At 67.1% G+C, this 26,012-nt stretch carries 20 protein-coding genes, 1 tRNA gene and 1 riboswitch; of the genes, 14 read left to right on the plus strand and 7 right to left on the minus strand.

Annotated elements, in window-relative coordinates; translation table 11 throughout:
* Nucleotides 1-4: 4 nt before the first annotated feature.
* The gene (gene ftsZ / locus N440_RS01085; RefSeq protein ID WP_040008912.1) at nucleotides 5-1,240 is read left to right on the plus strand and encodes a cell division protein FtsZ; all 1,236 of its coding nucleotides are present in this window, start codon (nucleotides 5-7) and stop codon (nucleotides 1,238-1,240) included.
* A 193-nt stretch (nucleotides 1,241-1,433) separates the two neighbouring features.
* Entirely contained in the window at nucleotides 1,434-2,345 is a 912-nt protein-coding gene (gene lpxC, locus N440_RS01090; protein ID WP_004143722.1) for a UDP-3-O-acyl-N-acetylglucosamine deacetylase, read from the plus strand.
* A gap of 282 nt (nucleotides 2,346-2,627) precedes the next feature.
* Here the strand turns inward: lpxC and N440_RS01095 are convergent, their stop codons facing one another.
* Nucleotides 2,628-3,077 (minus strand): DUF721 domain-containing protein, encoded by a 450-nt coding sequence (locus N440_RS01095; RefSeq protein WP_004154229.1) that lies wholly within the window; start codon nucleotides 3,075-3,077, stop codon nucleotides 2,628-2,630.
* Between the two features lie 12 nt (nucleotides 3,078-3,089).
* Here N440_RS01095 and N440_RS01100 point away from each other — a divergent pair, with 12 nt between their 5' ends.
* From N440_RS01100 to N440_RS01110, 3 genes are all read left to right on the plus strand, one after another.
* The gene (locus N440_RS01100) at nucleotides 3,090-4,046 is read left to right on the plus strand and encodes a M23 family metallopeptidase (RefSeq protein ID WP_004154230.1); all 957 of its coding nucleotides are present in this window, start codon (nucleotides 3,090-3,092) and stop codon (nucleotides 4,044-4,046) included.
* A gap of 237 nt (nucleotides 4,047-4,283) precedes the next feature.
* Nucleotides 4,284-7,016 carry a preprotein translocase subunit SecA gene (secA, locus tag N440_RS01105; RefSeq protein ID WP_053448803.1) on the plus strand — a complete coding sequence of 911 codons (2,733 nt, stop codon included), beginning with the start codon at nucleotides 4,284-4,286 and terminating at the stop codon, nucleotides 7,014-7,016.
* A 102-nt stretch (nucleotides 7,017-7,118) separates the two neighbouring features.
* Nucleotides 7,119-8,075: a Nudix family hydrolase gene (locus N440_RS01110; protein WP_133933828.1), complete on the plus strand. Its 957-nt coding sequence runs from the start codon at nucleotides 7,119-7,121 to the stop codon at nucleotides 8,073-8,075.
* A gap of 89 nt (nucleotides 8,076-8,164) precedes the next feature.
* On the opposite strand, the gene N440_RS01115 is transcribed toward N440_RS01110, so the two are convergent.
* The gene (locus N440_RS01115; protein ID WP_133933829.1) at nucleotides 8,165-8,743 is read right to left on the minus strand and encodes a DUF4124 domain-containing protein; all 579 of its coding nucleotides are present in this window, start codon (nucleotides 8,741-8,743) and stop codon (nucleotides 8,165-8,167) included.
* Between the two features lie 40 nt (nucleotides 8,744-8,783).
* Nucleotides 8,784-9,611, minus strand: coding sequence for a methylenetetrahydrofolate reductase [NAD(P)H] (gene metF / locus N440_RS01120; protein WP_133935950.1), 828 nt, complete (start codon nucleotides 9,609-9,611; stop codon nucleotides 8,784-8,786).
* Between the two features lie 202 nt (nucleotides 9,612-9,813).
* On the opposite strand from metF, the gene N440_RS01125 reads away from it, so the two are divergent.
* The 3 genes from N440_RS01125 to N440_RS01135 are packed head-to-tail and all read left to right on the plus strand — an operon-like array spanning nucleotide 9,814 to nucleotide 12,545.
* The gene (locus tag N440_RS01125; RefSeq protein WP_133933830.1) at nucleotides 9,814-10,746 is read left to right on the plus strand and encodes an alpha/beta hydrolase; all 933 of its coding nucleotides are present in this window, start codon (nucleotides 9,814-9,816) and stop codon (nucleotides 10,744-10,746) included.
* Between the two features lie 24 nt (nucleotides 10,747-10,770).
* The gene (locus N440_RS01130; protein ID WP_133933831.1) at nucleotides 10,771-11,817 is read left to right on the plus strand and encodes a histidine kinase; all 1,047 of its coding nucleotides are present in this window, start codon (nucleotides 10,771-10,773) and stop codon (nucleotides 11,815-11,817) included.
* Nucleotides 11,814-12,545 (plus strand): LytTR family DNA-binding domain-containing protein, encoded by a 732-nt coding sequence (locus N440_RS01135; RefSeq protein ID WP_133933832.1) that lies wholly within the window; start codon nucleotides 11,814-11,816, stop codon nucleotides 12,543-12,545. The genes N440_RS01130 and N440_RS01135 overlap by 4 nt, the downstream gene beginning before the upstream one ends.
* A gap of 6 nt (nucleotides 12,546-12,551) precedes the next feature.
* On the opposite strand, the gene N440_RS01140 is transcribed toward N440_RS01135, so the two are convergent.
* On the minus strand, nucleotides 12,552-14,069 hold the full coding sequence (locus N440_RS01140; protein ID WP_133933833.1) for an amidohydrolase family protein: 1,518 nt from the start codon (nucleotides 14,067-14,069) through the stop codon (nucleotides 12,552-12,554).
* A gap of 135 nt (nucleotides 14,070-14,204) precedes the next feature.
* On the opposite strand from N440_RS01140, the gene N440_RS01145 reads away from it, so the two are divergent.
* On the plus strand, nucleotides 14,205-14,762 hold the full coding sequence (locus tag N440_RS01145; protein WP_133933834.1) for a DUF3228 family protein: 558 nt from the start codon (nucleotides 14,205-14,207) through the stop codon (nucleotides 14,760-14,762).
* A gap of 128 nt (nucleotides 14,763-14,890) precedes the next feature.
* Here N440_RS01145 and N440_RS01150 read toward each other — a convergent pair whose 3' ends face one another.
* The 3 genes from N440_RS01150 to ahcY all read right to left on the minus strand — a co-directional run bounded on the left by N440_RS01150 (nucleotide 14,891) and on the right by ahcY (nucleotide 17,459).
* The gene (locus N440_RS01150; protein WP_133933835.1) at nucleotides 14,891-15,376 is read right to left on the minus strand and encodes a hypothetical protein; all 486 of its coding nucleotides are present in this window, start codon (nucleotides 15,374-15,376) and stop codon (nucleotides 14,891-14,893) included.
* On the minus strand, nucleotides 15,376-15,849 hold the full coding sequence (ybaK, locus tag N440_RS01155) for a Cys-tRNA(Pro) deacylase (protein WP_133933836.1): 474 nt from the start codon (nucleotides 15,847-15,849) through the stop codon (nucleotides 15,376-15,378). Before ybaK ends, N440_RS01150 begins: the two co-directional genes overlap by 1 nt.
* A 164-nt stretch (nucleotides 15,850-16,013) precedes the next feature.
* Nucleotides 16,014-17,459, minus strand: a complete 1,446-nt coding sequence (gene ahcY / locus N440_RS01160; RefSeq protein ID WP_004154241.1) for an adenosylhomocysteinase — start codon at nucleotides 17,457-17,459, stop codon at nucleotides 16,014-16,016.
* A gap of 36 nt (nucleotides 17,460-17,495) precedes the next feature.
* Nucleotides 17,496-17,579: riboswitch (S-adenosyl-L-homocysteine riboswitch) on the minus strand.
* Nucleotides 17,580-17,699: 120 nt separating this feature from the next.
* On the opposite strand from ahcY, the gene N440_RS01165 reads away from it, so the two are divergent.
* From N440_RS01165 to N440_RS01185, 5 genes are all read left to right on the plus strand, one after another.
* Nucleotides 17,700-20,216: a prolyl oligopeptidase family serine peptidase gene (locus N440_RS01165; protein ID WP_133933837.1), complete on the plus strand. Its 2,517-nt coding sequence runs from the start codon at nucleotides 17,700-17,702 to the stop codon at nucleotides 20,214-20,216.
* 126 nt (nucleotides 20,217-20,342) lie between these two features.
* The gene (gene ppc, locus N440_RS01170) at nucleotides 20,343-23,054 is read left to right on the plus strand and encodes a phosphoenolpyruvate carboxylase (protein WP_133933838.1); all 2,712 of its coding nucleotides are present in this window, start codon (nucleotides 20,343-20,345) and stop codon (nucleotides 23,052-23,054) included.
* Nucleotides 23,055-23,137: 83 nt separating this feature from the next.
* A tRNA-Lys gene (locus N440_RS01175) sits at nucleotides 23,138-23,209 on the plus strand.
* A gap of 19 nt (nucleotides 23,210-23,228) precedes the next feature.
* Nucleotides 23,229-25,514, plus strand: coding sequence for a hypothetical protein (locus N440_RS01180; RefSeq protein WP_133933839.1), 2,286 nt, complete (start codon nucleotides 23,229-23,231; stop codon nucleotides 25,512-25,514).
* Nucleotides 25,515-25,982, plus strand: a complete 468-nt coding sequence (locus N440_RS01185; protein ID WP_133933840.1) for a hypothetical protein — start codon at nucleotides 25,515-25,517, stop codon at nucleotides 25,980-25,982. It begins immediately after the preceding gene.
* Nucleotides 25,983-26,012: the final 30 nt, after the last annotated feature.

Genomic DNA, 26,012 nt, shown 5'->3' on the forward strand with positions numbered 1-26,012 from the left:
GGACATGGCGCATTTTGAACTGATCGAAAAGATGGCACCCAATGCGGTGATCAAGGTGGTTGGCGTGGGCGGCGGCGGCGGCAATGCCGTGGCGCACATGGTCAACTCGGCAGTGGATGGCGTGGAATTCATCACCGCCAACACCGACTCGCAGGCCATCAAGAATTGCGGTGCCAAGCTGCAGCTGCAGCTGGGTACCAACGTGACCAAGGGCCTGGGCGCAGGCGCGAACCCGGAAGTCGGCCGCCAGGCCGCGCTGGAAGACCGTGAGCGCATCATGGACGCGCTGCAGGGTGCGGACATGGTGTTCATCACCGCCGGCATGGGCGGCGGCACCGGCACCGGCGCTGCGCCGGTGGTGGCACAGCTGGCCAAGGAAATGGGCATCCTGACCGTAGCCGTGGTCACCAAGCCGTTCCCGTTCGAAGGCCGTCGCCGCATGCAGGTGGCGCTGAAGGGCATCGAAGAGCTGAGCCAGCACTGCGACTCGCTGATCACCATCCCCAACGAAAAGCTGATCACCGTGCTGGGTCGCAACGCGACCATGATCCAGGCCTTCCGTGCCGCCAACGACGTGCTGCAGGGCGCCGTGCAGGGCATCGCCGACCTGATCGTGCGTCCGGGCCTGATCAACGTCGACTTCGCCGACGTGCGCACCGTCATGTCCGAAATGGGCCTGGCGATGATGGGTACCGGCACCGCCCGCGGCGATGACCGCGCGCAGGCCGCTGCCGAATCGGCGATCCAGAACCCGCTGCTGGACGACGTGAACCTGGCCGGTGCCAACGGCATCCTGGTCAACATCACCGCCGGCGCCGACTTCACCATGGCCGAGTTCGACGAGATCGGCCGCACCATCGATGGCTTCGCTTCCGAAGACGCCACCGTGGTGGTCGGCACCGTGCTCGATCCGGACATGCAGGACGAAGTGCGCGTGACCGTGGTCGCCACCGGCCTGAACCGCGTCTCGGCCAGCAAGACCCAGCGTCCGGGCGAGCGTGCGCCGATCAAGCTGGTGCGCAACGCGACCACCGGCCAGCCGGAGTTCGGCGACTTCGACAACGGCGGCGACGCCGTGTCCAAGGCCGTCGGCGGCATGGGCCTGGGCCTGCGTCGTGCCAGCAGCGATACCGCAGCGGCCTCCACCCCGTCGGCGCCGGCCGCTTCGGCCCCGGCAGCGGCGGAACTGCCGAACGATTACCTGGACATCCCGGCCTTCCTGCGCCGCCAGGCGGACTGAGCGGGGTAGCCCGGGGCTTGTCCTCCCCGGGTTGCGCCACCATGTCCTGAAAACGCGGGCGCCGGGCCAGGATGGGCCCGGCCGCCCTGCTTCACGCCCGTCCTACTGGCGTGCCGGTGTGTCCTGCCGGCCTTTCAGCCAGGGTAGGGGAGCGTGCGTGTTAATCTAATGTGTCACTTCCGGTCCATCCCCCATGATCCAGCAACGCACCCTCAAGAACACGATCCGCGCCACTGGCGTTGGCCTGCACAGCGGTGACAAGGTCTACATGACCCTGCGCCCGGCACCGGTCAACCATGGCATCGTGTTCCGCCGCGTGGACCTGGACCCGGTGGTGGAAGTGCCGGCCAAGGCCGAACTGGTCACCGAAGTGACCCTGTGCACCGGCCTGACCTGCAACGACGCCAAGATCCAGACCGTCGAACACCTGATGTCGGCATTGGCCGGGCTGGGTGTGGACAACATCATCGTCGAACTGTCCTCGGCCGAGCTGCCGATCATGGACGGTTCGGCCGGCCCGTTCGTGTTCCTGCTGCAGTCGGCGGGCATCGTGGAACAGGATGCGCCCAAGCGCTTCATCCGCGTACTGAAGACCGTGGAAGTGACCGAGGGCGACAAGGTGGCCCGCTTCACCCCGTACGAGGGGTACAAGCTGGGCTTCACCATTCAGTTCGACCACCCGATGATCCCGGCCAAGCAGTCGCGCCAGGAAATCGAGTTCTCGACGCTGGCCTACACCAAGGAAATCTCCCGCGCGCGCACCTTCGGCTTCATGCGCGACCTGGAATACATGCGCGAGCGCAACCTGGGCCTGGGCGGTTCGATGGACAACGCCATCGTGCTGGACGAGTTCCGCGTGCTCAACGAAGACGGCCTGCGCTACGCCGACGAGTTCGTGCGCCACAAGATCCTCGACGCGATCGGCGACCTCTATCTGGCCGGTGGCCAGGTGCTGGGGGCCTACGAGGGCTTCAAGTCCGGCCACGCACTCAACAACAAGCTGGTGCGCGCACTGATGGCCGACGCCACGGCCTGGGAATGGGTCAGCTTCGACTCGCCGGCGACCCCGGATCCGGTGGAATACGCCACTCCGGCCTACGCCTGATTGCCGCAGGTTGTTGAATTGGAAGACAAAAACGCCGCCTGAGAGGGCGGCGTTGTCGTTCGTGGCGGCTGCGGCGCATTCAGCGTGCTTGCGGTGCGTCAAGCGCGGTTCGAGGTCACGGTTTTGTGAACCTGTTGGATCGGAAGCCTGAATTTAACGTAGTTTTAACAACAATCTAACGACAGCCCCCCGGATGGCAGCTAGGATGCGACCCGGCCCCCGAAATGTTTCACGCCGTGGTGACACGTGCGACGGGGAGCGGAGCCGGATGCTCCGTTGTCGTCAGGACCGCTTCTTCGGCTTCGAAGGAACGTCCTGCAGGCAAGCCAAGGCGTCGCGTAGCCCTTTATGCGTGGCGGCTGAAACTGCGTGGGGTCCATTCCGGTTGTCGAGCGCTGGGGAGCGCGTGGGAGTGGGAGACGCAGTCTTGATGGTCACCCTGGTGGCCTTCAGCCCGATGGAACGGGCCGCGTCGAGCAACTGGGCTTCGGCAAGCCGCACCTTGGCATGCCAGACCGGGGACTCGACGAGAAAAACGAGGTGTTCCCCGTCCACATTGGCCAGCCGGCAACGGCTGCGCAGAGGTGGCGGCAACTGGGGGCGCAACTGACGGTCCAGCGCGTCGAGCCACAAGGCACGCCGCAGCGGGTTCCCGCTTTTGTCCGCCATCACCGCATCCAGCGCCGGTTTCGGCACTGACGCGGGGCGAACGCTGGATTTCGGCTCAGACATGAAAACTCACTGATGGCATTCAAAAAGATCGTAATCAAAACGCGTGAAGGACAGGCCAAGGCGTCGCCGATCACGCGTTTGCGGTTCTATTTCGAGGACCGCCCCCGCGCCCTGCTGGGCAGCGTGCTCGGGGTAGGCTGCATTATCGGCCTTGCTGGCGGCATTGGCGCCAGCGCGCTGAATGATTCCCGGCTGCAGGCCAAGGTCGAGCGCCAGGATGCGGAGCTGGCCAAGGTCAAGCGCGATGCGCAGACCCAGGTCAACGCGCTGGCGGCACGCCTGGGCGAGCTGCAGGCGCAGGCCACCCGCCTCAACGCGCTTGGCGAACGGCTGACCCAGATGGGCAAGCTGGAAGACGGCGAGTTCGACTTCAACGAGACCCCGGGTCTCGGTGACGGCGATGCCGGCGGCCCGACCAGCGACATCCCGGTCAAGGACGTCAACGCCGACTTACAGGTGCTGGAGCAGCGCTTCGCTGCTTCAGGCCGCCAGTTGTCGGTGATGGAATCGCTGATGTTCGATCACCAGCTGCAGCAGAACGCCGTGCCCTCGCGCATGCCGATCCGCAACAGCTACGTGACCTCCGGCTTCGGTACCCGCGCCGACCCGTTCGGCCGCGGTGCCGCCACCCACAAGGGCATGGACTTCCACGCCAGGGTCGGCGACCCGGTGATGGCCGTGGCCGAAGGCGTGGTCAGCTTTGCCGGCGTGAAGGGTGGCTACGGCAACGTGGTCGACGTCGATCACGGCAACGGTTATGTCACCCGCTACGCGCACAATTCGCGCCTGGTGGTGAAGGCCGGTGACCTGGTCCGTGCCGGCCAGGAAGTGGCCAAGGCCGGTTCCACCGGCCGTTCGACCGGTGCCCATGTGCACTTCGAAGTGTGGGAGAACGGCAACGTGGTCAACCCGCGCAAGTTCCTGGGCGACGGCGGCAACACGCCGGTCGGCCGCATCAGCCGCGGCTGATCCCCGGTATGGGGCCGGATCCCTTCCGCCACGGCGACAGGGATTCGACCCCGCATCCGTGATTCTTTGCCGAATCCGGGGCGATCACGACCGGATCGGCGCTTGAAACCTCAGCCGGCCGTCCCAAGCTACAATGGGTGTTGCCATCGACAGGGCGCCAGGCGCCCTGTTTCGTTTGCGGCGGACGGATCCCAAGGGGGAGGCCGGGCGTCGTGTCCATCCAACCCGGTTCCTTCAATGATCAACAGCCTGCTTACCCGCGTATTTGGCAGTCGTAACGAACGACAGCTGCGCCAGCTCAACCGCATCGTCGCCAAGATCAATGCGCTGGAGCCGGAGATCGAGAAGCTTTCCGACGAGCAGCTTCAGGCCAAGACGCCGGAGTTCAAGCAGCGCATCGCCGGCGGCGAAGCCCTGGACAAGGTGCTGCCGGAAGCGTTCGCGGTCTGCCGCGAAGCCGGCCGCCGCGTGCTGGGCATGCGCCACTACGACGTGCAGCTGATCGGCGGCATGGTGCTTCACCTGGGCAAGATCGCAGAAATGCGCACCGGTGAAGGCAAGACCCTGGTGGCGACCCTGCCGGTGTACCTCAACGCGCTGGAAGGCAAGGGCGTGCACGTGGTCACCGTGAACGACTACCTGGCCCGCCGCGATGCCGCGCAGATGGGCAAGCTGTACAACTGGCTGGGCCTGAGCGTGGGCGTGGTGTACCCGGGCATGCCGCACAGCGACAAGCGCGAAGCCTATGCCTCGGACATCACCTACGGCACCAACAACGAATTCGGTTTCGACTACCTGCGCGACAACATGGCGCTGTCCAAGGCCGACCGCTACCAGCGCGGCCTGCACTACGCCATCGTCGACGAAGTCGACTCGATCCTGATCGACGAAGCACGTACCCCGCTGATCATCTCCGGCCCGGCCGACGATTCCCCGGAGCTGTACATCCGGGTCAACCGCGTCGTGCCCAACCTGGTCAAGCAGGAAGTGGAAGACGGCGAAGGCGACTTCTGGGTCGACGAGAAGGGCAAGCAGGTGCACCTGTCCGAAGCGGGCATGGAGCACGCCGAGCAGCTGCTGGTCGACGCCGGCATCCTCAATGCCGAGACCGAAGGCCTGTACGCCCCGCAGAACCTGACCGTGGTCCACCACCTCAACGCCGCGCTGCGCGCGCACGCGATCTACCAGCGTGACGTGGACTACATCGTGCGCGATGGCGAAGTGGTCATCGTCGACGAATTCACCGGGCGTACCCTGTCCGGCCGCCGCTGGTCCGATGGCCTGCACCAGGCCGTGGAAGCGAAGGAAGGCGTGCCGGTCCAGCGCGAGAACCAGACGCTGGCCAGCATCACCTTCCAGAACCTGTTCCGCATGTACAAGAAGCTGTCCGGCATGACCGGTACGGCCGATACCGAAGCGTTCGAGTTCCAGAGCATCTATGGCCTGGAAGTGGTGGTGATCCCGACCAACCGCCCGACCATCCGCAAGGACAGCCCGGACCAGGTGTTCCTCAACCGCAAGGGCAAGTTCAACGCGGTGCTGGCCGACATCGAAGAGTGCGCCAAGCGTGGCCAGCCGGTGCTGGTGGGTACCACCTCGATCGAAACCTCGGAAATGCTGTCCGAGCACCTGCGCAAGGCCGGCGTGCAGCACGAAGTGCTCAATGCCAAGCAGCATGACCGCGAAGCGACCATCGTCGCCAACGCCGGTCGTCCGGCGGCGGTGACCATCGCCACCAACATGGCCGGCCGTGGTACCGACATCGTGCTGGGCGGTTCGCTGGAAGCGGAAATCCACGAGCTGGGCGAGGACGCGACCGACGCGCAGAAGGCCGCGGTCAAGGCCGAATGGCAGAAGCGCCACGAGGCGGTCAAGGCGGCCGGCGGCCTGCACATCGTCGGCACCGAGCGCCATGAGTCGCGCCGTATCGACAACCAGCTGCGTGGCCGTTCGGGCCGACAGGGTGACCCGGGTTCGTCCCGCTTCTACCTGTCGCTGGAAGACAACCTGATGCGCATCTTCGCCTCCGACTGGGTGCAGAAGGCCATGCGCATGATGGGCATGAAGGAAGACGACGTCATCGAGGACCGCCTGGTCAGCCGCCAGATCGAGAAGGCGCAGCGCAAGGTCGAGGCCCACAACTTCGACATCCGCAAGAACCTGCTGGACTTCGACGACGTCAACAACGACCAGCGCAAGGTGATCTACGCGCAGCGCGACGAGCTGCTGGACGCCGAGTCGGTGAAGGCCAACGTCGACGGCATCCGCGACGACGTGATCTTCGACGTGGTGGCCCGCTTCGTGCCACCGAACTCGATCGACGAGCAGTGGGACCTGCGTGGCCTGGAAGCGACCCTGGAGTCGGACTTCGGCCTGCAGATGTCGCTGACCGACCTGGTCAAGGATCACGAGGAACTGGACGCCGAGGCCATCGCCGCCAAGGTGCAGGAGCGCGTCAACCAGCACTTCGCCGAGAAGGAAGCCGGCGTGGGCGAAGAGACCATGCGCGCGCTGGAGAAGCACGTGATGCTGACCGTGCTGGACCAGAGCTGGAAGGAGCACCTGGCACGCATGGATTACCTGCGCCAGGGCATCTACCTGCGTGGTTACGCGCAGAAGCAGCCGAAGCAGGAGTACAAGAAGGAAGCCTTCGAACTGTTCTCCGACATGCTGGAGAACGTGAAGCGCGAAGTGGTGACCCTGCTGTCGCGCGTGCGCATCCGCAGCGACGAGGAAGTGCAGGCGCTGGAAGCGGCAGAACGCCAGCAGGCCCAGGCACGCCTGAGCCAGTCGCAGTTCCAGCACCAGGACGCGGGCGGCTACAGCGCCGACGAGGAAGCGGCGCAGGTGGAGGCCGAACGCCAGGGCGTCGCGCAGCTGCAGCGCGATGAGCCGAAGATCGGCCGCAACGACCCGTGCCCCTGCGGCAGTGGCAAGAAGTACAAGCACTGCCACGGCCAGCTGAGCTGACCTCCGGAGAGCCCCGCGAAAGCGGGGCTTTTCATTTCCGGCGGGTGATCCAGGGTGGATCCGCGATTGCGCCGGTCCCCCTGTTCTGGGCATGCTCTGCGCATGGCTCCTCCCACCCGATCGATCCACGTCGTGGCCGCCGTCATCACCGACGCCCGTGGCCGCGTGCTGCTCAACCGTCGTACCGAGAACCGTGACATGGCCGGCCTGTGGGAATTCCCCGGCGGCAAGCGCGAATCCGGCGAGACCTCCGAACAGGCGCTGGTACGCGAGCTGCGCGAGGAACTGGGCATCGAGGCCGATGTTGGTGAGTGGCTGATGGATGTTCCGCAGCGCTATCCGGACAAGCATCTGACCCTGGAAGTACGCCATGTGCGCAGCTGGAAGGGCACGCCGCGCGGGCGCGAGGGCCAGGCGATCACCTGGGTGGCGCCGGACAAGCTGGGCCGCTATTCGATGCCGCCGGCCGACCTGCCGGTGGTGGCGGCCCTGCGCCAGCCTGACAGCTACCTGATCACCCCGGCCCCGGCCGATGATGCCGGCAGCGTGCAGCAGTGGCATGACCAGCTGCAGCGCGCGGTGGCGGCGGGCCAGCAGCGCATCCAGCTGCGCCTGCCACCGGCGCACCCGCAGCGGCAGGCAATGGTCGAGCAAGTGATGCGTGCGCATCGTCGCAGCGGCGTGCAGTGGCTGCTCAACCGCGATATCGAACTGGCACGCGCGCTGAGCGTGGGCGTGCATCTGGGCAGCGAACAGCTGCAGCAGCTGTCGCAGCGCCCGTTGCCCGAGGGGCAGCTGGTGGCGGCGTCCTGCCACGACCTGCAGCAGTTGCAGGCGGCACAACAGCTGGGCTGCGACTTCGCGGTGCTGGGCCCGGTGCAGGCCACCGCCAGCCACCCCGACGCCGCACCGCTGGGTTGGGATGCTTTCGCCGAGCTGCGTGCGCAGGTGTCACTGCCGATCTACGCGCTGGGGGGCATGGGCAGCGGCCACATCACCGAAGCGCGCCGCCATGGTGGGCAGGGCATCGCCGCCATCCGCGGGCTGTGGCCGGCGTGATGCGAACAGGGTCGGTTTCCCGCAACGTGCGGCGCTGACCCTTCACCGGATGCAGCAGATCCACGCCCTGCGTGGATGACCCCCTGCGATCACAGCGTGATCCAGAAACACCCGTACTGTCGCCGAAGCCCCAGCACCGTGGAGGCCCGTGCAACGCTGCCGGGCAACGTCTGCTCCAGGCGCAGGCCGACCGGATGCCGCGCGGCAGCCGGTTCGGTCTCGGAGCCTGGCACTGGATCACCCTGCTCCAGCGCCTGCGAAGCGTCCTGTTCCTGCCGCGGATACACCGGCACCACGTCCACCAGCGGCCGCCGCGCCAATGATTCCAGCTGGCCGAGGATGCGCTGCGCGCCAGTGTCGGAGACCGCGCCCCACAGGTACAGCGAGGACAGCCGGTTCACGTCGTTGTTGAGGATGCCGGTACGCAGCGCTTCCACCAGCTCGCTCAATCGCCGTGGGCAGCGTGCACCCAGGGTGTCGCGCTGCAGGGTGCTGCCGCTGGGCGCAGGCGGCGGCAGCCGTGACTGTGCACCCAGACTGTCGCAGGGGCGGTCGGTATACACGCTCTGGCCCTGTGCATCGGTGCAGCGGTTCAGGCGCGTGGATTGCGCGTGGGCGCCGCTGGTGACAGACCACAGCAGCAACAGCAGGAAGGAGAGCCGGATCATCCGCGCAGGGTAACGCCGTTCCGCTTCGCGCGGCGTGCTTTCACAGCTGCAGCAGTTTCAACACCGACGTGGTCGGCTTGGCCAGGTTCAAGGTGTAGAAGTGCAGGCCGGGTGCGCCGCCCTCGATCAGGCGCTGGCACAGCCTGGCCACCACCTCGGTGCCGAATGCACGCACCGAATCCACGTCATCGCCATAGGCCTGCATCCTGCGGCTGATCCAGCGCGGGATCTCCGCGCCGCACTGCTCGGAAAAGCGGCGCAACTGGCTGAAGTTGGCGATCGGCATGATGCCGGGCGTGATCGGTACCTGCACACCGAGCCGCTGCACCGCGTCGACGAAATGGAAGTACGCATCCGGGTTGTAGAAATACTGGGTGATCGCCGCATCGGCACCGGCATCGATCTTGGCCTTGAAGTGCTTCAGGTCGGCCAATGCATCGGAGGCCTGCGGATGGGTTTCCGGGTAGGCGCCAACCTCGATGCGGAAGGCGTCGCCGTGCTCGGCGCGGATGAAGGCGATCAGTTCGGCGGCATAGCGCATGTCGCCGGGGAAACCCATGCCGGAGGGCAGGTCGCCGCGCAACGCGACCAGGCGGTTGCAGCCGATGGCGCGGTACAGCTTGAGCAGTTCGCGGATTTCCTGGCGGGTGCCGCCAACGCACGACAGGTGGGGGGCCGCTTCGAAGCCATGGTGCTGGTTGAGGTGGCGCACGGTTTCGGAGGTGTAGCTCAGGGTCGATCCACCGGCGCCGAAGGTGCATGACACGTACTCGGGTCCGTAGTCCTTCAGCTTGTCCGCGGCGCGGTCGAGCTGGCTGCGCTGTTCGTCGGTCTTGGGTGGATAGAACTCGAAGCTGATGGCGGTCATGGCGCGGGCGGCGGCGGCAGGTGCGGACAAGTATATCGCTTCATCAAGATGGATGTGTACGCATGGCGTGACGGGCGCCATCCGTCGCCGGCGACCGTTCGCCCGGGTGTCCGGCCGTTGCTCCGGATTCGCAACAGGGGCGCCGTGGCTGGCGGCACGCTGAGCCCGACCCGGCAACATCCACCCGATGAAGGAGCAGACGATGAAGATCTTCCTGGCACTCTGGTACGCAATGAAGGCGCTGGCACGGCTGGCGATGATCGGCATGGCGATGGCCGTGCTGGGTTCCGGATCGGCGCATGCGGCCCCGACCCGCGCCACGGCCCCCGGCAGGGTGCAGGTCGAGGTGGTCGGCAAGGGTCGCCCGCTGTTGATGATCCCCGGCCTGAACAGCAGCGCCGAGGTCTGGCGCGAGACCTGCCTGGCCTTGAAGGACGTGCAATGCCATCTGGTGCAGTTGCCGGGTTTTGCCGGCGCCGCGCCGGCCGATCCACGCCCGGCCGGGTTCCTGCCGGCGATGCGCGCGCAGCTGCTGGCCTACCTGCATGACCAGCATCTGGGGCCGGTAGTGGTGGTTGGCCACAGTCTCGGCGGCCTGCTGGGTCTGCAGATGGCACAGGCCGAGCCGAAGGCGGTCAGCGCGCTGGTGGTGGTGGACGCGCTGCCGTTCCTGCCGGCGGCACGCGACCCGAATGCCACCGCGGACAGCGTGCGGCCGATGGCCGAGCAGCTGCGCAAGGGCATGCTCGCCGCCGACGCTGCGCAATGGCAGGCGCAGCTGAAGGCCGGCCTGCCGGGCATGACCCGTGACCCGCAGCGGCAGGCCGAACTGGGCCGCTGGGGCGAAAGCAGTGATCGCCAGACCACGGCCGATGCGATGCACGCGGTGATGACCACCGACCTGCGTGACAGCATCGCCTCGATCAGCGCGCCGACGCTGGTGCTGGGCAGCTGGGCCGGCTACCAGCCGATGGGCGGCACCGAAGCGAGCACCCGGGCGGTGTTCCAGGCGCAGTACGCGAAGCTGCACGATGTGCAGGTTGCGATGAGCGCGCAGGGTTTCCACTTCCTGATGTGGGATGATCCGAGCTGGCTGCGCGGGCAGGTGCAGGCCTTCCTCGACCGTCACCCCTGAGATTCAACACGCCTCGGAATGGACATGCCGGACTCCTCTTCGTCGGTACGCTTCTGGCTGCTCAATGCGTTGGTGTGGGCACTCTACGCGGTCGCCGGCCTCGCGCTGCGGCATGCCTATCTGGCCGACGCCGGAAGCGCGGGCGTGCTGATCACGGTCGGCCTGGCGGTCAGCCTGTTCGGCTGCAGCGGTGGCATCCGCGCGTTGGCCCTGCGCGGCGGCTGGTGGTCGCGCGGTACCGCCGGGCTGTTGTTGCGGCTGGCCGTGTCGGTGGCGCTCGGCGCGGCGCTGGCGCAGGCGCTGGTGAACATCGCCCTGCACACGGCGCTGGCACTGGGATGGGTGGATGCCGGTCGCCAGGTGGCCGACTTCAGCCCCAAGGCGCTGCTGCTCTACTGGTACACCACGGCGGTGATGCTGGCGCTGTGGACCGCGCTCTGGGCAGGCCTGCACAGCCTGCGCCGGATACGGGGTGCGGAGCTGGCCCGGCTGCGCGCGGAAGCCGAGCGCAGCGCGCTGGAGCGCGATGCACTGCGCGCGCGGCTCAATCCGCATTTCATGTTCAATGCGCTGAACAACCTGCGTGCGTTGATCCTGGAAGATCCCGAGCGCGCACGCGACATGGTCACCCGCCTGTCGCGTACCCTGCGCCAGGCGCTGGCGCACAACCGCAGCGAGCAGGTCACGCTGGCCGAGGAACTGGCGGTGGTCGATGACTATCTGGCCATCGAGGCGATCCACTTCGAACAGCGCCTGCAGGTGCGGCAGCAGATCGATGCCGCTGCCACGCAGGCACAGTTGCCGGCGATGGCGCTGCAGCTGCTGGTCGAGAATGCGATCAAGCACGGCATCGCCAGCCGCCCGGGCGGCGGTGTGGTGCAGATAAGTGCCACGCTCGACAACAACGTGCTGCGGCTGCAGGTGGACAACCCGCTGGGGGGCGCCGGCGAGCCCAGCCCGGGCCATGGCGTTGGCCTGGCCTATCTGCGTGCACAGCTGGGCACGCGTGGTTGTTTCATCCTGCAGCCGGTCGGCGAGCGCATGCAGGCCGTGCTGGAGATTGCGCAATGAGCGGCATGCTGCGTGTGTTGATTGTCGATGACGCGCGGCTTGCGCGGCAGGAGCTGCGCACGCTGCTGTCGGCGTTGCCATGGGTGCAGTGCGTGGGCGAGGCCGACGACGTGCCGGCTGCGCGCGAGGCGATTGCAACGCTGGCACCGGACCTGGTGCTGCTGGACGTGCAGATGCCCTCCGGCAGTGGCTTTGACGTGCTGGAGGGGCTGGAATCCGTGCCGGCGGTGGTGTTCGTCACGGCCTTCGACGGCTATGCGGTACGCGCCTTCCAGGCCAACGCGCTGGACTACCTGGTCAAGCCGGTGGAAGCGCCACGGCTGCTGGAGGCGCTGCAGCGGGCGCGCCAGCGCGCGGTGGAGACGACCGAAGCGCCGGCGTTGCGTGGCACGTTGGGCGCACAGGACCAGGTGTTCGTGCGCGAAGGCGAGCGCTGCTGGTTCGTGGCGGTCGCCGAGATCCGGCGGCTGGTGGTGGACGGCAACTACACGCGGCTGTGGTTCCGCGACCAGAACGCGCTGCTGACCCGCAGCCTGAGCGCATTGGAAGCACGCCTGCCGCAGGAGCTGTTCTTCCGGGCAAATCGCAACACGCTGGTCAATCTGCGCCGTATCCGCGCGGTGACGCCGAGCATCGGCGATGGCTACGACCTGGCGCTGGATGACGGCAGCGAAGTGGAAGTATCGCGGCGGCAGGCACGCGAGCTGCGCGAACGGATGGCGTTGTAGCCGCCGCTACAGTTCGGCACTGACCGGGCTGGTGACGAAGCCCCACAGCAGGCGCGCCATCACCGCGGGCGATCGTGCCTGCGCACGGGCGTAGGCCTGCAGGGTATCCAGTCGCGGGCGGTCGTAGAGGTGCCCGGCCAGCAGCACGGCGTGCACGCGGCGGGTGTTGGCGGTGTCGTGCAGCGGGTTGCCATCGAGCAGGACCAGATCGGCGGCCTTGCCGACCTCGACGCTGCCGTGCGATGCCTGCAGCTCCAGATGACGCGCGGCCTGCAGCGTGGCGGCACGCAGTACGTCGGCCTGGCTCAGGCCCGCCCGTCGCAGCCACTGCAGTTCATCGTGGTAGCGGAACCCGCCCAGGCCTGTATCGGTGCCGACCAGCACGGTGACGCCCGCACGATGCGCGGCGCCGGTCAGCGCCAGTCCATGCGCGAAGTAGGCCTTCAGCACGTCTTCGCCGCGCAGGCCAGGGTAGCGCTCCACCGTGGCCTGCAGATCGTCGCGCCATGCCCAGCGGGAAAGCGGATCCAGATAAGCCAGGCGTGGATCGTTGATGAAGGCGGGATCGCGTGCGCGTGCGTCTTCCTCGCGGGTGACGTGGGTCGGCACGAACGCTGCACCGCTGGCCTGCATCAATCCGAACGCTTCGCTGCAGAGGGCCGGCTGGTAGCCGCCGACCATCCGTTCGGCCAGCGCGGTCGGGTCTTCACCATCGAGCGTGCCGCCGCGCCACGCCGCTGCGTTGTCGAAGCAGTGGCGTACGAACAGATGGGCGTGGTCGAAGCTGCGCTGGCCGGCCTGCAACGCGGTTTCCAGTGGCACGGACTTGGGCAGGTGGCCGACCAGCGGGCGACGCAGCTGCTGCGCCTCGGTGGCCAGCCGCTGGTAGGTATCGGCACGCAGCCGGTTGTAGACCTTCAATGCGTCGACGCCACGCGCGCTGTAGGTGCGTGCACGCTCAGCGGCGGCTTCCGGCGCAAGCGCAGGATCTTCGAAGTAGAAGCTGGCGACCTGCATGAAGCGTGGTGCGACCTGCTGCCCGGCAATGGCCTGTGCGGTCCAGCGGCGCTTGTCGGCCACGCAGGCGATCAGCGGATCGGTGGCCTGCGGGCAGTCCATCATGTCGCGCGTGCTGGTGATGCCGTTGGCCAGCATCAGCGGGAACTGCAGCTGCGGCGACAACTGCAGCGCATGGGTGTGCATGTCCCAGAAACCGGGCAGCAGCCAGCGACCGCCGGCGTCGAAGACCGGCAACGCTGCATCGGCAACGCTTTCGCCGATGGCAGTGATCATGCCGTCGCGTAGCGTCACCGTGGTCGGTTCGCTGACCTGGCCGCGTACGACGTCTACCACCCGGGCATTGACGATCACGCGGCTGTTCCCGGGATCGGGCAACGGCGGTGCCGACAGCGGCCAGAACAGGGCGGCAGCGAACAGCAACGGCGGCACCAGCAGGAGTGCGGCCAGCACCTTCAGCCAGCGACGACGGGGAGTGGGACGGGGCAACGCGCGTGCTGCTTCCATGAGCCGGCGATCCTTGCGGTGGGTCCTGCGCAGGGTGCGGCAAACCTGGATGGGATGCCAGTGGGCATCGGTATCCGCCCCTGCCGCCTGCGGGGCGGTTACCCTGTGCGGCAGAACTCCTGATCACATCGCGCCATGTCCATCGTCCTCACCGATTTCGCCCGTCCCCGCCTGTTCCCGCGCGTGCCGCGCGGCAACACCATCCAGGATTGCACCGCCGAGCAGTTCCAGGCGCACCTCAATGCGCACGCACCGCTGAAGGTGCTCGACGGCTATGCGCCGTTCTGCAAGCTGTTCGTCTACGAGAACTGGACCCGCACGCGTTGCCTGACGGTGCCGGTGACCGAGGCCAACCGCCACCAGCTGCGCAGCGGCTATGAAGCGCGCAACCGCGATGAGCTGCCGGTGCTGGTGCGCTGGTTTGAAGGCGTAGAGTCGCCGCGCGCGAACTACCTGGTGGTGATCCTGTACAGCGCCGAGCAGCTCGCCAGGGAAGGTTCGCCGATCGAGGCCGACTGGGGCATCGTCGGCTGCATCTACACCGCCGAACCGGAAGAAGTGCCGATGGCGCCGATCACCATGATGCGCAATGCGCTGGGCGTGGAGGAGGGCGGTTCCGGCGTGCCGCTGGACCGCGAGGCCTACCAGCGCTCGGTGGCGTTCTGGGAGAGCAACGCCAACTGGCGCCCGTAAGCGACCTCGGCCATCCACGCATGGCGTGGATCTACCTGTGGTGAGGCCGTTCGCCTGGGGGCGTGGTGATGCCATCCACGGGCGATGTGGTTGCAGTAGAGCCACGCCATGCGTGGTTCCCGTCCCTGTCAGATGGCGTTCCACTCCCACCAGGGGTAATGGTATTCGCGGTCGATCGCCTGCCAGTGCTGTCCGCACTGCACGCAGGCAACGGTGTGGCAGTCGCCCCATCCATCCTCGGCGTCCTGCACCGAGAGCAGCTGCATCTGCCCCTGTTCAAGCAGGCGACGGGGATCGAAGAACGGATAGCCGGGATTGAGTGCGCACAGGCAGCCCTGGCGCGCCTGCCAGTAGCGCAGCCGCTGCAGGGCCGCTTTCAGGTGCGCCTGGTTGCTGATCAGCATGCCGCCCAGCTGGAGGCCTGTGCAGCGCTGCTCTATCAGGTCTGCGTGTGGTGCCAGTGCTTCCAGCGACGGGGGGCTGAACAACCTGGCAACCGTGCGTGCGGCAGCGGTGATGCGTGCACCGTCGCGCGACAGCAGGTCCTGCAGCAGCACGTCGGCCTGGGGATCTTCAAGCCGGGGTGACGGTGCGGCGGACCACGGCCAGCGCATCAGCGTGCCTTGCCGATTGCCGCGTAGTGGCCAGCGGTCAGGCGCAGCAGGTCGTCCGGCGCCAGTTCCACTTCCAGGCCACGGCGGCCTGCGCTGACATGCAGCGTGGGCAGCGCCTGCGCGCTTGCATCGAGGAAGGTGCGCAGGCGCTTCTTCTGGCCGAGCGGGCTGATGCCGCCGACCAGGTAGCCGGTCGCACGCTGCGCGGCATCGGCCGCGGCCATTTCGCACTTCTTGCAGCGCGCAGCTTCGGCCAGCGCCTTCAGGTCCAGCTGGCCGGCCACCGGCACGATCGCCACCAGCAGTTCGTGGGTTTCGGTGCTGGCCAGCAGGGTCTTGAACACCTGGGCCGGATCCAGGCCGAGCTTGTCGACGGCTTCGCCGCCATAGGATTCGGCATGGGCGTCGTGCACATAGCTGCGCACGGTGTGGGCGATCTTCTCGCGCTTGAGCAGGTTGATGGCCGGTGTCATGGAGGCATCGTAGCGCGGGGCGGAGGCGTTGCCTTGACCGAGGCTATTGCGGGTGGAGCATCCACGCATGGCTGCATGCAGACGCAGAACGGGCGCCCGAAGGCGCCCGTTCCGTGTGTTGCATGCACCGGGTGCGCTGGCCGTGGGCCGGCGCACCACAGGCATCAGTAGCGGTAGTGGTCCGGCTTGAACGGGCCTTCCACCGGCACGCCGATGTAGTCGGCCTGTTCCTGGCTCAGGGTGGTCAGCTTCACGCCGATCTTTTCCAGGTGCAGGCGGGCCACTTCCTCGTCCAGCTTCTTCGGCAGCAGGTAGACCTTCTTCTCGTAGCTGTCCTTGTTCGCCCACAGGTCGATCTGTGCCAGGGTCTGGTTGGCGAAGCTGTTGGACATCACGAAGCTCGGGTGGCCGGTGGCGCAGCCCAGGTTCACCAGGCGGCCTTCGGCCAGCAGGAAGATCGCGTTGCCGTTCGGGAAGATGTACTTGTCCACCTGCGGCTTGATGTTGACGTGCTTGATGCCGGCGAACGAGACCAGCGCATCGACCTGGATCTCGTTGTCGAAGTGGCCGATGTTGCAGACGATGGCCTGGTCCTTCATCGCGCTCAGGTGCTCGATGCGGATGATGTCCTTGTTGCCGGTGGTGGTGACGTACAGGTCGGCACGGCCCAGGGTCGATTCGATGGTGTTGACTTCATAGCCTTCCATCGCCGCCTGCAGGGCGCAGATCGGGTCGATCTCGGTGACGATCACGCGCGCGCCATAGGCACGCAGCGACGCGGCGCAGCCCTTGCCGACGTCGCCGTAGCCGCAGACCACGGCGACCTTGCCGGCCAGCATCACGTCCATCGCGCGCTTCAGGCCATCGGCCAGCGACTCGCGGCAGCCGTACAGGTTGTCGAACTTGCTCTTGGTGACCGAGTCGTTGACGTTGATCGCCGGGATCAGCAGGGTGCCGGCCTGGGCCAGCTGGTACAGGCGATGCACGCCGGTGGTGGTCTCTTCGGAGACGCCCTTCCAGTCCTTGACCACGCGGCCCCAGTAACCCGGGCGCTCCTTGGCCACGCGCTTGAGCAGGTTCTTGATGACCTGTTCTTCGTGCGAGGAGGACGCGGTGTTGACCCAGTCGCTGCCGTTTTCCAGCTCGTAGCCCTTGTGGATCAGCAGGGTCACGTCACCGCCGTCGTCGACCACCAGCTCCGGGCCGGTCAGGGTGCCGTCGGCCAGGGTGAAGGTCAGCGCGTCCAGGGTGCAGTCCCAGTACTCTTCCAGGGTTTCGCCCTTCCAGGCGAACACCGGGGTGCCGGTGGCGGCGATGGCGGCAGCGGCGTGGTCCTGGGTCGAGAAGATGTTGCACGAGGCCCAGCGCACGTCGGCGCCGATGTCCTTCAGGGTCTCGATCAGCACCGCGGTCTGGATGGTCATGTGCAGCGAGCCGGTCACGCGCACGCCCTTCAGCGGCAGCTCGGCCTGGTACTTGCGGCGGATCGACATCAGGCCCGGCATCTCGTGCTCGGCGATGTCCAGTTCCTTGCGGCCCCAGTCGGCCAGGGTGATGTCGCGGATCTTGTAATCACCTTCGGTGGAGAAGGTCTTGGCAACAGCGTTCATTCGTGTGCTCCGGTTGTGGGCGAGCGGGTGCTCGCATCTGGCCGGGCGCCGTTGTTGCATAGCCACCTTACCGAGCCTGGCCGGGCCTCGTGGGATCCGGTCGCAGCGCCCCTCGGCAGGGGAGAACCCCCATTATATCGCGGCCCCGTCATGACACAGGGATGACCCAACCATCGGCAGATGGGCAGGCATGCACGGCCTGTTAAGGTCGGTGTTTTCACGCATCACACAGGTGGAACGATGAGCATGCACACGCGCCGCGCACGGCGCTGGACCGGCCTGGTCCTGTCGATGGGTCTGCTGGCAGTGGCCCCGCTGGCCTTCTCGGCCACCCCGCAGCCGGCGGCGGCGCAGGCGCAGGGCGTTACGGCGTACGAACTGCCCTCGGCCGCGCTGCAGGCGGTGGTCGACGCGCCGCGCGCGCCCTCGCTGTTCCTGTCGCCGCGCCGCGACGTGGCCGCGCTGATGCAGATGCCGTCGCTGCCGTCGATCCAGGTGGTGGCGCAGCCGGAACTGAAGCTGGCCGGCCAGCGCATCAACCCGCGCACGTTCTCCGACAGCCGCTTCAGCTTCGGCCAGAAGCTGTGGCTGATGAACGTGGCCGACGGCAAGGAACGGCCGATCAGCGGCCTGCCGGGCACGCTGTCGATCGCCAGCCTGATGTGGTCGCCGGACCAGAAGTGGTTGGCTTTCAACCAGGTGGACGCCGCCAGCGGTGCCAATGAATTGTGGCTGGTGGATGTGGCAGCCGGCAGCGCCCGCCGCCTGGTCGCCGGCCTGAACACGGTGATGGGCAGTGGCTACCAGTGGCTGCCGGACAGCCGTGGGCTGGTGGTGTTCACCCGCCCGGCCAACCTGGGCGCCGCCCCCGCCGCCGACGGCATCCCGACCGGCCCGGCCGTGCAGCAGACCAGCCAGGGCGGCGGCGTCGTCTCGATCCGTACCTACCAGGACCTGCTGAAGAACGAGGCCGACGCGCGCCAGTTCGATTACTACGCCACCGCGCAGCCAGTGGAAGTCAGCCTGGATGGCAACACCCGCGCGATCGGCGCGCCCGGCATCTTCATGGGCTTCTCGGTTTCGCCGGATGGCCGCTATGTGCTGCGCCAGCCTGTGCAGCGCCCGTACTCGTACGTGGTGCCGGTGGACAGCTTCCCGCGCCGCATCGAAGTGATCGACCGTGCCAGCGGCACGCTGGTGCACACCGTGGCGGTACGCCCGCTGGTGGAAGGCCTGCCGACCGGCAACGATGCCGAGGTGACCGGCGTGCGTGACATCCGCTGGCGCGGTGATGCCGATGCGACCCTGGTGTGGGCGGAGGCGCAGGACGGCGGCGACCCGAACAGGGAGGCCAAGGTGCGCGATGCGGTGCTGATGCAGGCCGCACCGTTCGACAAACCGCCGGTGACCCTGGCCCAGCTCGGCAGCCGCCTGGCCGGCATCAGCTGGGGCCGTGGCGACCTGGCCCTGCTGACCGAATCGTGGTGGAAGACCCGCAAGACCAGGACCTGGCTGATCGCCCCGGACAACGCCGGTGCCGAGCCGCGCCTGCTGTGGGATCGCGATGCGCAGGACCGCTACGCCGATCCGGGCCGGCCGCTGATGTCCAGCGACGACCGTGGCCGCTCGCTGCTGCAGACCAGCACCGATGGCAGCAGCCTGTACCTGGCCGGTGCCGGTGCCTCGCCGGAAGGCGACCGCCCGTTCGTCGATCGCTTCGACATCGCCACGGGCAAGGCAACGCGCCTGTTCCACTCGCAGGCACCGAGCTATTCGTTGCCGGTTGCGCTGCTGGACGAACAGGGCAGTTCGCTGCTGCTGAGCCGTGAAAGCCCGGACGAGCCGGCCAACTTCTACGTGCAGTCGCTGGCCGACGCTGGCGCCGCGCCGCGCGCGCTGACCCACTTTGCCCATCCGCTGCCGCAACTGAAGGGCGTGCAGAAGGAGCAGATCCGCTACAAGCGCAAGGACGGCGTCGACCTGACCGCGACCCTGCTGCTGCCGCCGGGCTACGACCCCAAGCGCGACGGCCCGCGGCCGCTGCTGATGTGGGCCTACCCGGGCGAGTTCAAGAGTGCGGCTGCGGCCAGCCAGGTGACCGATTCGCCGTACCGCTTCAATGCGGTCAGCTACTGGGGACCGCAGGCGTTCCTGGCCAAGGGCTACGTAGTGCTGGCCAGCCCGTCGATGCCGATCATCGGCGAGGGCGACAAGGAACCCAACGACACCTACATCGAACAGCTGGTGGCCAACGCGCAGGCCGCGGTGGATGAAGTGGTGCGGCGTGGCGTGACCGACCGCGATCACATCGCCATCGGTGGCCATTCCTACGGCGCGTTCATGACCGCCAACCTGTTGGCGCACACGCGCCTGTTCAAGGCCGGCATCGCGCGCAGCGGTGCCTACAACCGCACGCTGACGCCGTTCGGCTTCCAGGCCGAGGAGCGCAACTACTGGCAGGCGCAGGACGTGTACCAGAAGATGGCACCGTTCAATTACGCCGACAGGATCAAGGATCCGATCCTCTTCATCCACGGCGTGGACGACAACAACTCCGGCACGTTCCCGATCCAGAGCGAGCGCATGTTCGCTGCGGTGAAGGGCCTGGGTGGCAGCGCGCGGTTGGTGATGCTGCCGAACGAATCGCATGCCTACCGCGCACGCGAATCGATCATGACCATGCTGGCCGAGAGCGAGCGCTGGCTGGAGCAGACCATCGGCCCGGCCGAGCAGGCCAAGGCGAAGAAGAAGCGCTGACCGGACCCGGTAGTGCCGGCCGCTGGCCGGCACTACCAGATGAAACCATTTTTGCATCGCAGCACGACGCCCGATCTGGGATAGGCTTGGGGTCTGGATCCGTTGACCGAGGCCTGTGCGTCGCCGATGAACGAGTACCGCAGCAGCATCGAGTTTGCTTCCCCCGATCTTCCGCTTCGCGATGACGTGCGCCGGCTCGGCGCGCTGGTTGGCGACCTGCTGGTCGAGCAGGTCTCCGCCGCCTTCCTCGACGATGTCGAAGACGTGCGCACCCGCGCCATCGCCCGCCGCGAGAACCAGGCGCCACTGTCGGAGCTGGCCGAAGGACTGGCCGGGCGCACGCCGCAGCAGGCCGAGACCATGGTGCGGGCCTTCAGCACCTACTTCCAGGTGGTCAACATCGCCGAGCGCGTGCATCGCATCCGCCGTCGCCGTGACTACCAGCGGGCCGGCACTGCTGCGCCGCAGCCCGATGGCCTGCAGGACGCGCTGCAGCACCTGAAGGCGCAGGGCGTGGGCCTGGACGAGCTGGCGCAGTGGCTGCCGCGCATCGATATCGAACCGGTGTTCACTGCGCATCCCACCGAAGCCGTGCGCCGCGCGCTGCTGGAAAAAGAGCAGTTGATGGTAGCCAGCCTGGTCGACAACCTCGATGGCCAGCGCACGCCGGGTGAGGCCGCCGCAGATGCCGCGCGCTTCCGCATGGCACTGACCGCGTCATGGCAGACCACCGATTCCTCGCCGGTGCGACCCACCGTCGATGACGAACGCGAGCACGTCGGCTTCTATCTGGTGCAGGTGCTGTACCGGGTGATTCCGGTGCTGTACGAATCGCTGCAGCAGGCGCTGCGCGATACCTATGGCGAAGAACTGCCATTGCCGCGACTGCTGCGCTTCGGTACCTGGGTGGGCGGCGACATGGATGGCAATCCGAACGTGGATGCCAGCACCATCCGCAACACGCTGGATGCGCAGCGCCAGGCGGTACTGGGGCGCTACCAGAAGGAACTGCTGCAACTGGCCAGCCTGCTCAGCCAGTCCACCGAGCGGGTGGGCGTCAGTGATGCATTGCAGGCGCGCGTGGCGCACTACCAGCAGCTGCTGCCGCAGGTGCAGTCACGGCCGCGCCATGCCGACATGCCGTACCGCCTGCTCAACGACCGCATGCGCGCGCGCCTGCAGGCCACGCTGGACGACGGCGAGGGTGCCTATACCGGCCCCGACGAACTGATCGACGACCTGCAGCTGATCCTCGACAGCCTGCGCGCCCACCGCGGCGAGCATGCCGGTGGCTTTGCCGTGCAGCGCCTGCTGTGGCGGGTCAAGACCTTCGGCTTCCATCTGGCACGGCTGGACGTGCGCCAGGAGTCGAGCGTGCATGCGCGCGCGCTGGCGGCGGTGCTGGGCGGGGAAACTGCTTGGGACGGCCTGGATGCCGTGGGTCGCGCGCGCCTGCTGGCACCGCATGCCAGTGGTGAAGCCGCGCTGCCCAAGAGTGACGACGAAGGCAACCAGCGCCTGGATGCAGTATTCGCCGCACTGGCCGATGCACGCGCGCGCCATGGCGGCGATGCGCTGGGCAGCTACATCATTTCGATGGCGCATGACCGCAGTGACGTGCTGGCGGTGCTCGCATTGGCGCGCCGCGGCGGGCTGGTGGAAGAGGGCGGGGCGGTGCCGCTGGATATCGCGCCGTTGTTCGAGACCGTGGACGATCTCAAGCGTGGCACCGCGACCCTGCGCGACCTGCTGGCTGACCCGATCTATCGCACACACCTGCAAGCGCGCGACGACGTGCAGATGGTGATGCTGGGCTATTCGGACAGCAGCAAGGACGGTGGCATCGCCGCCTCGCGCTGGGGCCTGCAGCGCGCGCAGGTGGAGCTGCTGGAGGTGGCGGCCGAGGCCGGCATCCGCCTGACCTTCTTCCATGGCCGTGGCGGCTCGATCAGCCGCGGTGGCGGCAAGACCACGCACGCGGTCGATGCCTCGCCGCGCGGCAGCATCGATGGCCGCCTGCGGGTGACCGAGCAGGGCGAGGTGATCCACCGCAAGTACGGCATCCGTGCACTGGCCCTGCGTTCGCTGGAACAGGCCACCGGCGCGGTATTGCGTGCCAGCCTGCGGCCACGCGCACCTGAGCCGCGCGAGGACGACTGGCGGCCGGTGATGGACGCGGTGGCCTCGGCCAGCAGCGAGGTGTATCGCGCCTTCGTTGCCCAGCCCGGTTTCATGGACTACTTCCGCACTGCCACGCCGATCGACGTGATCGAGCGCATGACGCTGGGCTCGCGGCCATCGCGCCGGCTCGGCCAGGACGCGGCGCTGGGCAACCTGCGTGCGATTCCGTGGGTGTTCGCCTGGAGCCAGGCGCGTGCGGTGATTCCCGGCTGGTACGGCGTGGGTAGCGGCCTGCAGGCCGCGGTCGATGCCGGCCACGAGCAGACCCTGCGCGTGATGGCACGCGACTGGCCGTTCTTCCGCACCTTCCTGGATGACATCGCGATGGTGCTGTCCAAGGGCGATATCACCATTGCCGAGCAGTTCTCGAAGCTGTCCGGTGAGCTGCACGGGCGTTTCTTCCCGCAGGTGCAGCGCGAACTGGAACTCACCCGGCACTGGCTGCTGGCGTTGATGGATCAGCAGACACTGTTGGACCACGACGCGCGGTTGGCGCTGTCGATCCGCCTGCGCAATCCCTATGTCGATCCGATCAGCGTGCTGCAGGTAGACCTGCTGCAGCGCTGGCGGGCCAGCGGGCGCGAGGATGACGACCTGCTGCGCGCGCTGGTGGCCTGCGTGAACGGTGTTTCGCAGGGCGTGCAGAACACCGGTTGATCCACGTTCCTGGGGCGGGGAATCCCCGTCTGCCCTTCATCGCTTGCCCTGCGGTCTACGATTGGGCAGCATGCGGGCTCTACTCCGGGGTAGTTCAGTGGTAGAACACCTGGCTCTTAACCGGGTGGGCGCTGGTTCGATTCCAGCCCCCGGACCACACGGATTCCAGCAGCGATGGCCAAGGACGACGAACGCGATGCTCCGCCTACGATAGGGAGCGGCTACATTGGCGCCCAGATGACGCGGGCTTTGCGCGCGTTGCAGGAGGCTGCCAATCGACAGCAGCGCCAGTCCGCACAGGCACGTGTCGATCGCTGGAGCCGGCTGCTCGACGGCAAGGCGCTTGACCTGCTGCTGCACGGCTCACGAACGCCCATCGAGGGGGCGCCCGCATGGGCAACGCCGGAAGTGGTTACCGGCGGCTTCGCCACCGGTGCGCTGTTGGCCGGTGGGCCCCTGCTGGATTGGGAAAGGCACCTTGCGGCCCAGGTGCTGGACACGGGCACCGGCAATGAGCGGCAGCGCCTGAACGCATGGTGCCTGGGCGATGAGGGCATGGCCTGGCTGCACGCGCGGTTGCAGCAGGGCGACTATCGCGTCGGCGTACCGGAAGAGTCGGCGCTGCTCACCGTGGCCTGGCTCCTGCAGCAGGGGGCGCATGCGCAGGTGGAAGCGATTCTGGTCGCCATCGTCGGCTGGTTCCCGAGCCTTCGCTTCTATCCGGAGCCGGTACCGTTGGCGGCCGGGACTGAAAAGCTGCCGGCGGGGGGAGACTTCACCCTCTTCGTGGAGACCGCCGGCGCCGTCGTTGCGCAGTTGCAGCGGCGTACGAGTTCGGCACGGGTGAAGACGCAGCATCACGTGCTGATGCAATGGCGCCCGTTGTACGCGACCGCTGTCGGGTTGTTCCTGCAGACCTGGCGCGATGGCCAGCCCTGCATGCAGTTCCCGCAGGACTGGTTGCCGGATGCGAAGCAGGCCGTGGCCACGTTCCGCACGTTGCGCAGGCAATCACCCGCGCGCAAGGCGAGCCGGCATCGTGATGTTGAACTGCTGGAGTACCTGGCGTTGTGCGTAGATGGTGCGGTGCTGACGCCACACCAGAGGTCACGCGTGGGCCAGATCGTGAACGATCACGCAGGCAAGCATGGTGTGCCTGACTCGGACATCTACGCGGCACGCATGCGCTTCGAGCAGGAGAGTGTTGCTGCACCTCCGCATGCTGCGCTCGCACGCATCGCCGCCAATCGTCTGCGCCTGTTCCCTGCCGATGCCGGTGTCGTGGATGTTGCTTCCCTGCAGCGGGACGTGCAGCCGGATGAAGCGACTTCCCTGGTTGCGGTGGGTAGCGTTCTGCCCCGCACGCTGCGACAGCATGTGGCCCGGTGCCAGCAGGGCACCGTTGAACAGCTTATCGAAGCCGGCCTGGTTCCTTCGCTCGAGTCGCTCGCGCTGCTGCTTCCGCAGCTGGGTGCGCGGGTTGCCGAGCGCGGCTTCACCGATCCGGCGCATGGTCGTCTCTATGCCGCCTGCCGGACCGCTTTCGATGCACGTCGTTCACTGTTGCTGTTGAACCTGCAGTCGCAGGTGCGCATGGCGGAGTTGCCATGGGCTGCTGGACTGGAAAGCGAACGGCAGCGCGGGACGCCTGCCGCCCAGCGGATGCTGGGCGACGTCGTGGCGCTTGCCTTGCGCCACTACCCGGAAACCCCCTTGCCAAACCCCCTGCTGCGGCAGCTGCGTAGCCTGGCGGACAGTGCTGGTGCTGATCTGCCCCTGGTGGAAGAGCTGGCCGCAGATATCTTCATGGGCGCGTTCGCCCCCGGGTTCGCGGCAGCGGCACGGCATGCCGGACGGTTCACCGCAGGCAGTCTGTACGCCCGTTACTACGGTATCGACAGCATGATGCTCGAGCGGCTTGGCGAACCGAGGCCCCGAACGGGCCGACGGTCGCAGCATCGGGTAGACGATCTGGCGGGCCTGTGCCTGGCTCGGGCAGACCTTGCGCCGGGCCAGGCAGGGCCCGCTGCGAATGGTGCAGTGCTCGAACAGGTGCAGATCCTGACCACCCACAACCTGGCGGTCCTGTTCGACCGTTTCCAGCTCGACGCGGTGCTGGCCGAGGAACTGCCGGACATGATCCAGCGTGGCTTTTCTGCGGTCTGTACCGACCTGCAGCAGGTTGCTCCGCATTGGCATGTATGGCTGACGGCCCGCAAGCGTGGTGCCTATGCGTGGCGGCAGATGGTGTTCTTCCTCTCGCGCCTCGATGACGCTGGCCTGGCGCAATCCATGGCGACGCTGAGGTCACTGTTCGCCGCACAACCCTCCGGTTTCCAGCGGCGTTTCGCGCCCGCGATGGATGGCCTGGTGGTGGCGTCCCAGGGCGGGCAGCCGGCGCAGGTACTGCTCGGCTGGAGTCCGCAGTCCTGGTTGCGGCCGGTGACAATGGAGCACTGAGTGGAACTCGTTCATTCCTGGCGCATTACAAAATACTGGCAGTACACGCCGGAGGGGTACCTGTCCTCCCATCCCTCTGAATGGACCGAATTCTGCGACGTGGGCAGGTTGGTAACCCTCAAGGATTACCAGATCGTGGAGAACGCCTATCTCGATGCCATCCGGCGATTCTGCGTGGCAGCTGGCGTGGATTCGCTGCGTATCCATTCACTTGAACGGCGTGAGTCACGCGACTACCACGAGAGCCAGCCGCTGGATCTGGTCGGCATCGAGCGGGTGGCGCGCGATGCGTTGCGCAACGTCATCTGGTGCAAGCTGGTGAGCGACACCGCCGAAGTTCACTTCGGTTACGACTACTACATGTACCTGGTGTCGTCGGTGGATGCTGAGTCTGCGCTGTCGGAGGCCGATCCGCTGTTGAACATCCAGCGCTACCGTTCGCCCTATCTGCGGGAGGAAGAGGAGTAGCGGCGTGCATTGACCACCGCTGCCACTCGA

Source organism: Stenotrophomonas sp. CC22-02 (assembly GCF_004365115.1).
GTDB classification, from domain to species: domain Bacteria; phylum Pseudomonadota; class Gammaproteobacteria; order Xanthomonadales; family Xanthomonadaceae; genus Stenotrophomonas; species Stenotrophomonas forensis.

Bases quoted from the DNA above. Each gene is read 5' to 3' on its own strand.
- N440_RS01125 (WP_133933830.1), top strand. From the start codon at position 9,814: ATGAAGATCTTCCTGGCACTCTGGTACGCAATGAAGGCGCTGGCACGG.
- ahcY (WP_004154241.1), bottom strand. From the start codon at position 17,459: ATGAACGCTGTTGCCAAGACCTTCTCCACCGAAGGTGATTACAAGATC.
- ppc (WP_133933838.1), top strand. From the start codon at position 20,343: ATGAACGAGTACCGCAGCAGCATCGAGTTTGCTTCCCCCGATCTTCCG.
- ftsZ (WP_040008912.1), top strand. From the start codon at position 5: ATGGCGCATTTTGAACTGATCGAAAAGATGGCACCCAATGCGGTGATC.
- N440_RS01145 (WP_133933834.1), top strand. From the start codon at position 14,205: ATGTCCATCGTCCTCACCGATTTCGCCCGTCCCCGCCTGTTCCCGCGC.
- lpxC (WP_004143722.1), top strand. From the start codon at position 1,434: ATGATCCAGCAACGCACCCTCAAGAACACGATCCGCGCCACTGGCGTT.
- N440_RS01180 (WP_133933839.1), top strand. From the start codon at position 23,229: ATGGCCAAGGACGACGAACGCGATGCTCCGCCTACGATAGGGAGCGGC.
- ybaK (WP_133933836.1), bottom strand. From the start codon at position 15,849: ATGACACCGGCCATCAACCTGCTCAAGCGCGAGAAGATCGCCCACACC.
- N440_RS01130 (WP_133933831.1), top strand. From the start codon at position 10,771: ATGCCGGACTCCTCTTCGTCGGTACGCTTCTGGCTGCTCAATGCGTTG.
- N440_RS01095 (WP_004154229.1), bottom strand. From the start codon at position 3,077: ATGTCTGAGCCGAAATCCAGCGTTCGCCCCGCGTCAGTGCCGAAACCG.
- N440_RS01165 (WP_133933837.1), top strand. From the start codon at position 17,700: ATGAGCATGCACACGCGCCGCGCACGGCGCTGGACCGGCCTGGTCCTG.
- N440_RS01135 (WP_133933832.1), top strand. From the start codon at position 11,814: ATGAGCGGCATGCTGCGTGTGTTGATTGTCGATGACGCGCGGCTTGCG.
- secA (WP_053448803.1), top strand. From the start codon at position 4,284: ATGATCAACAGCCTGCTTACCCGCGTATTTGGCAGTCGTAACGAACGA.
- N440_RS01110 (WP_133933828.1), top strand. From the start codon at position 7,119: ATGGCTCCTCCCACCCGATCGATCCACGTCGTGGCCGCCGTCATCACC.
- N440_RS01140 (WP_133933833.1), bottom strand. From the start codon at position 14,069: ATGGAAGCAGCACGCGCGTTGCCCCGTCCCACTCCCCGTCGTCGCTGG.
- N440_RS01115 (WP_133933829.1), bottom strand. From the start codon at position 8,743: ATGATCCGGCTCTCCTTCCTGCTGTTGCTGCTGTGGTCTGTCACCAGC.
- N440_RS01100 (WP_004154230.1), top strand. From the start codon at position 3,090: ATGGCATTCAAAAAGATCGTAATCAAAACGCGTGAAGGACAGGCCAAG.
- metF (WP_133935950.1), bottom strand. From the start codon at position 9,611: ATGACCGCCATCAGCTTCGAGTTCTATCCACCCAAGACCGACGAACAG.
- N440_RS01150 (WP_133933835.1), bottom strand. From the start codon at position 15,376: ATGCGCTGGCCGTGGTCCGCCGCACCGTCACCCCGGCTTGAAGATCCC.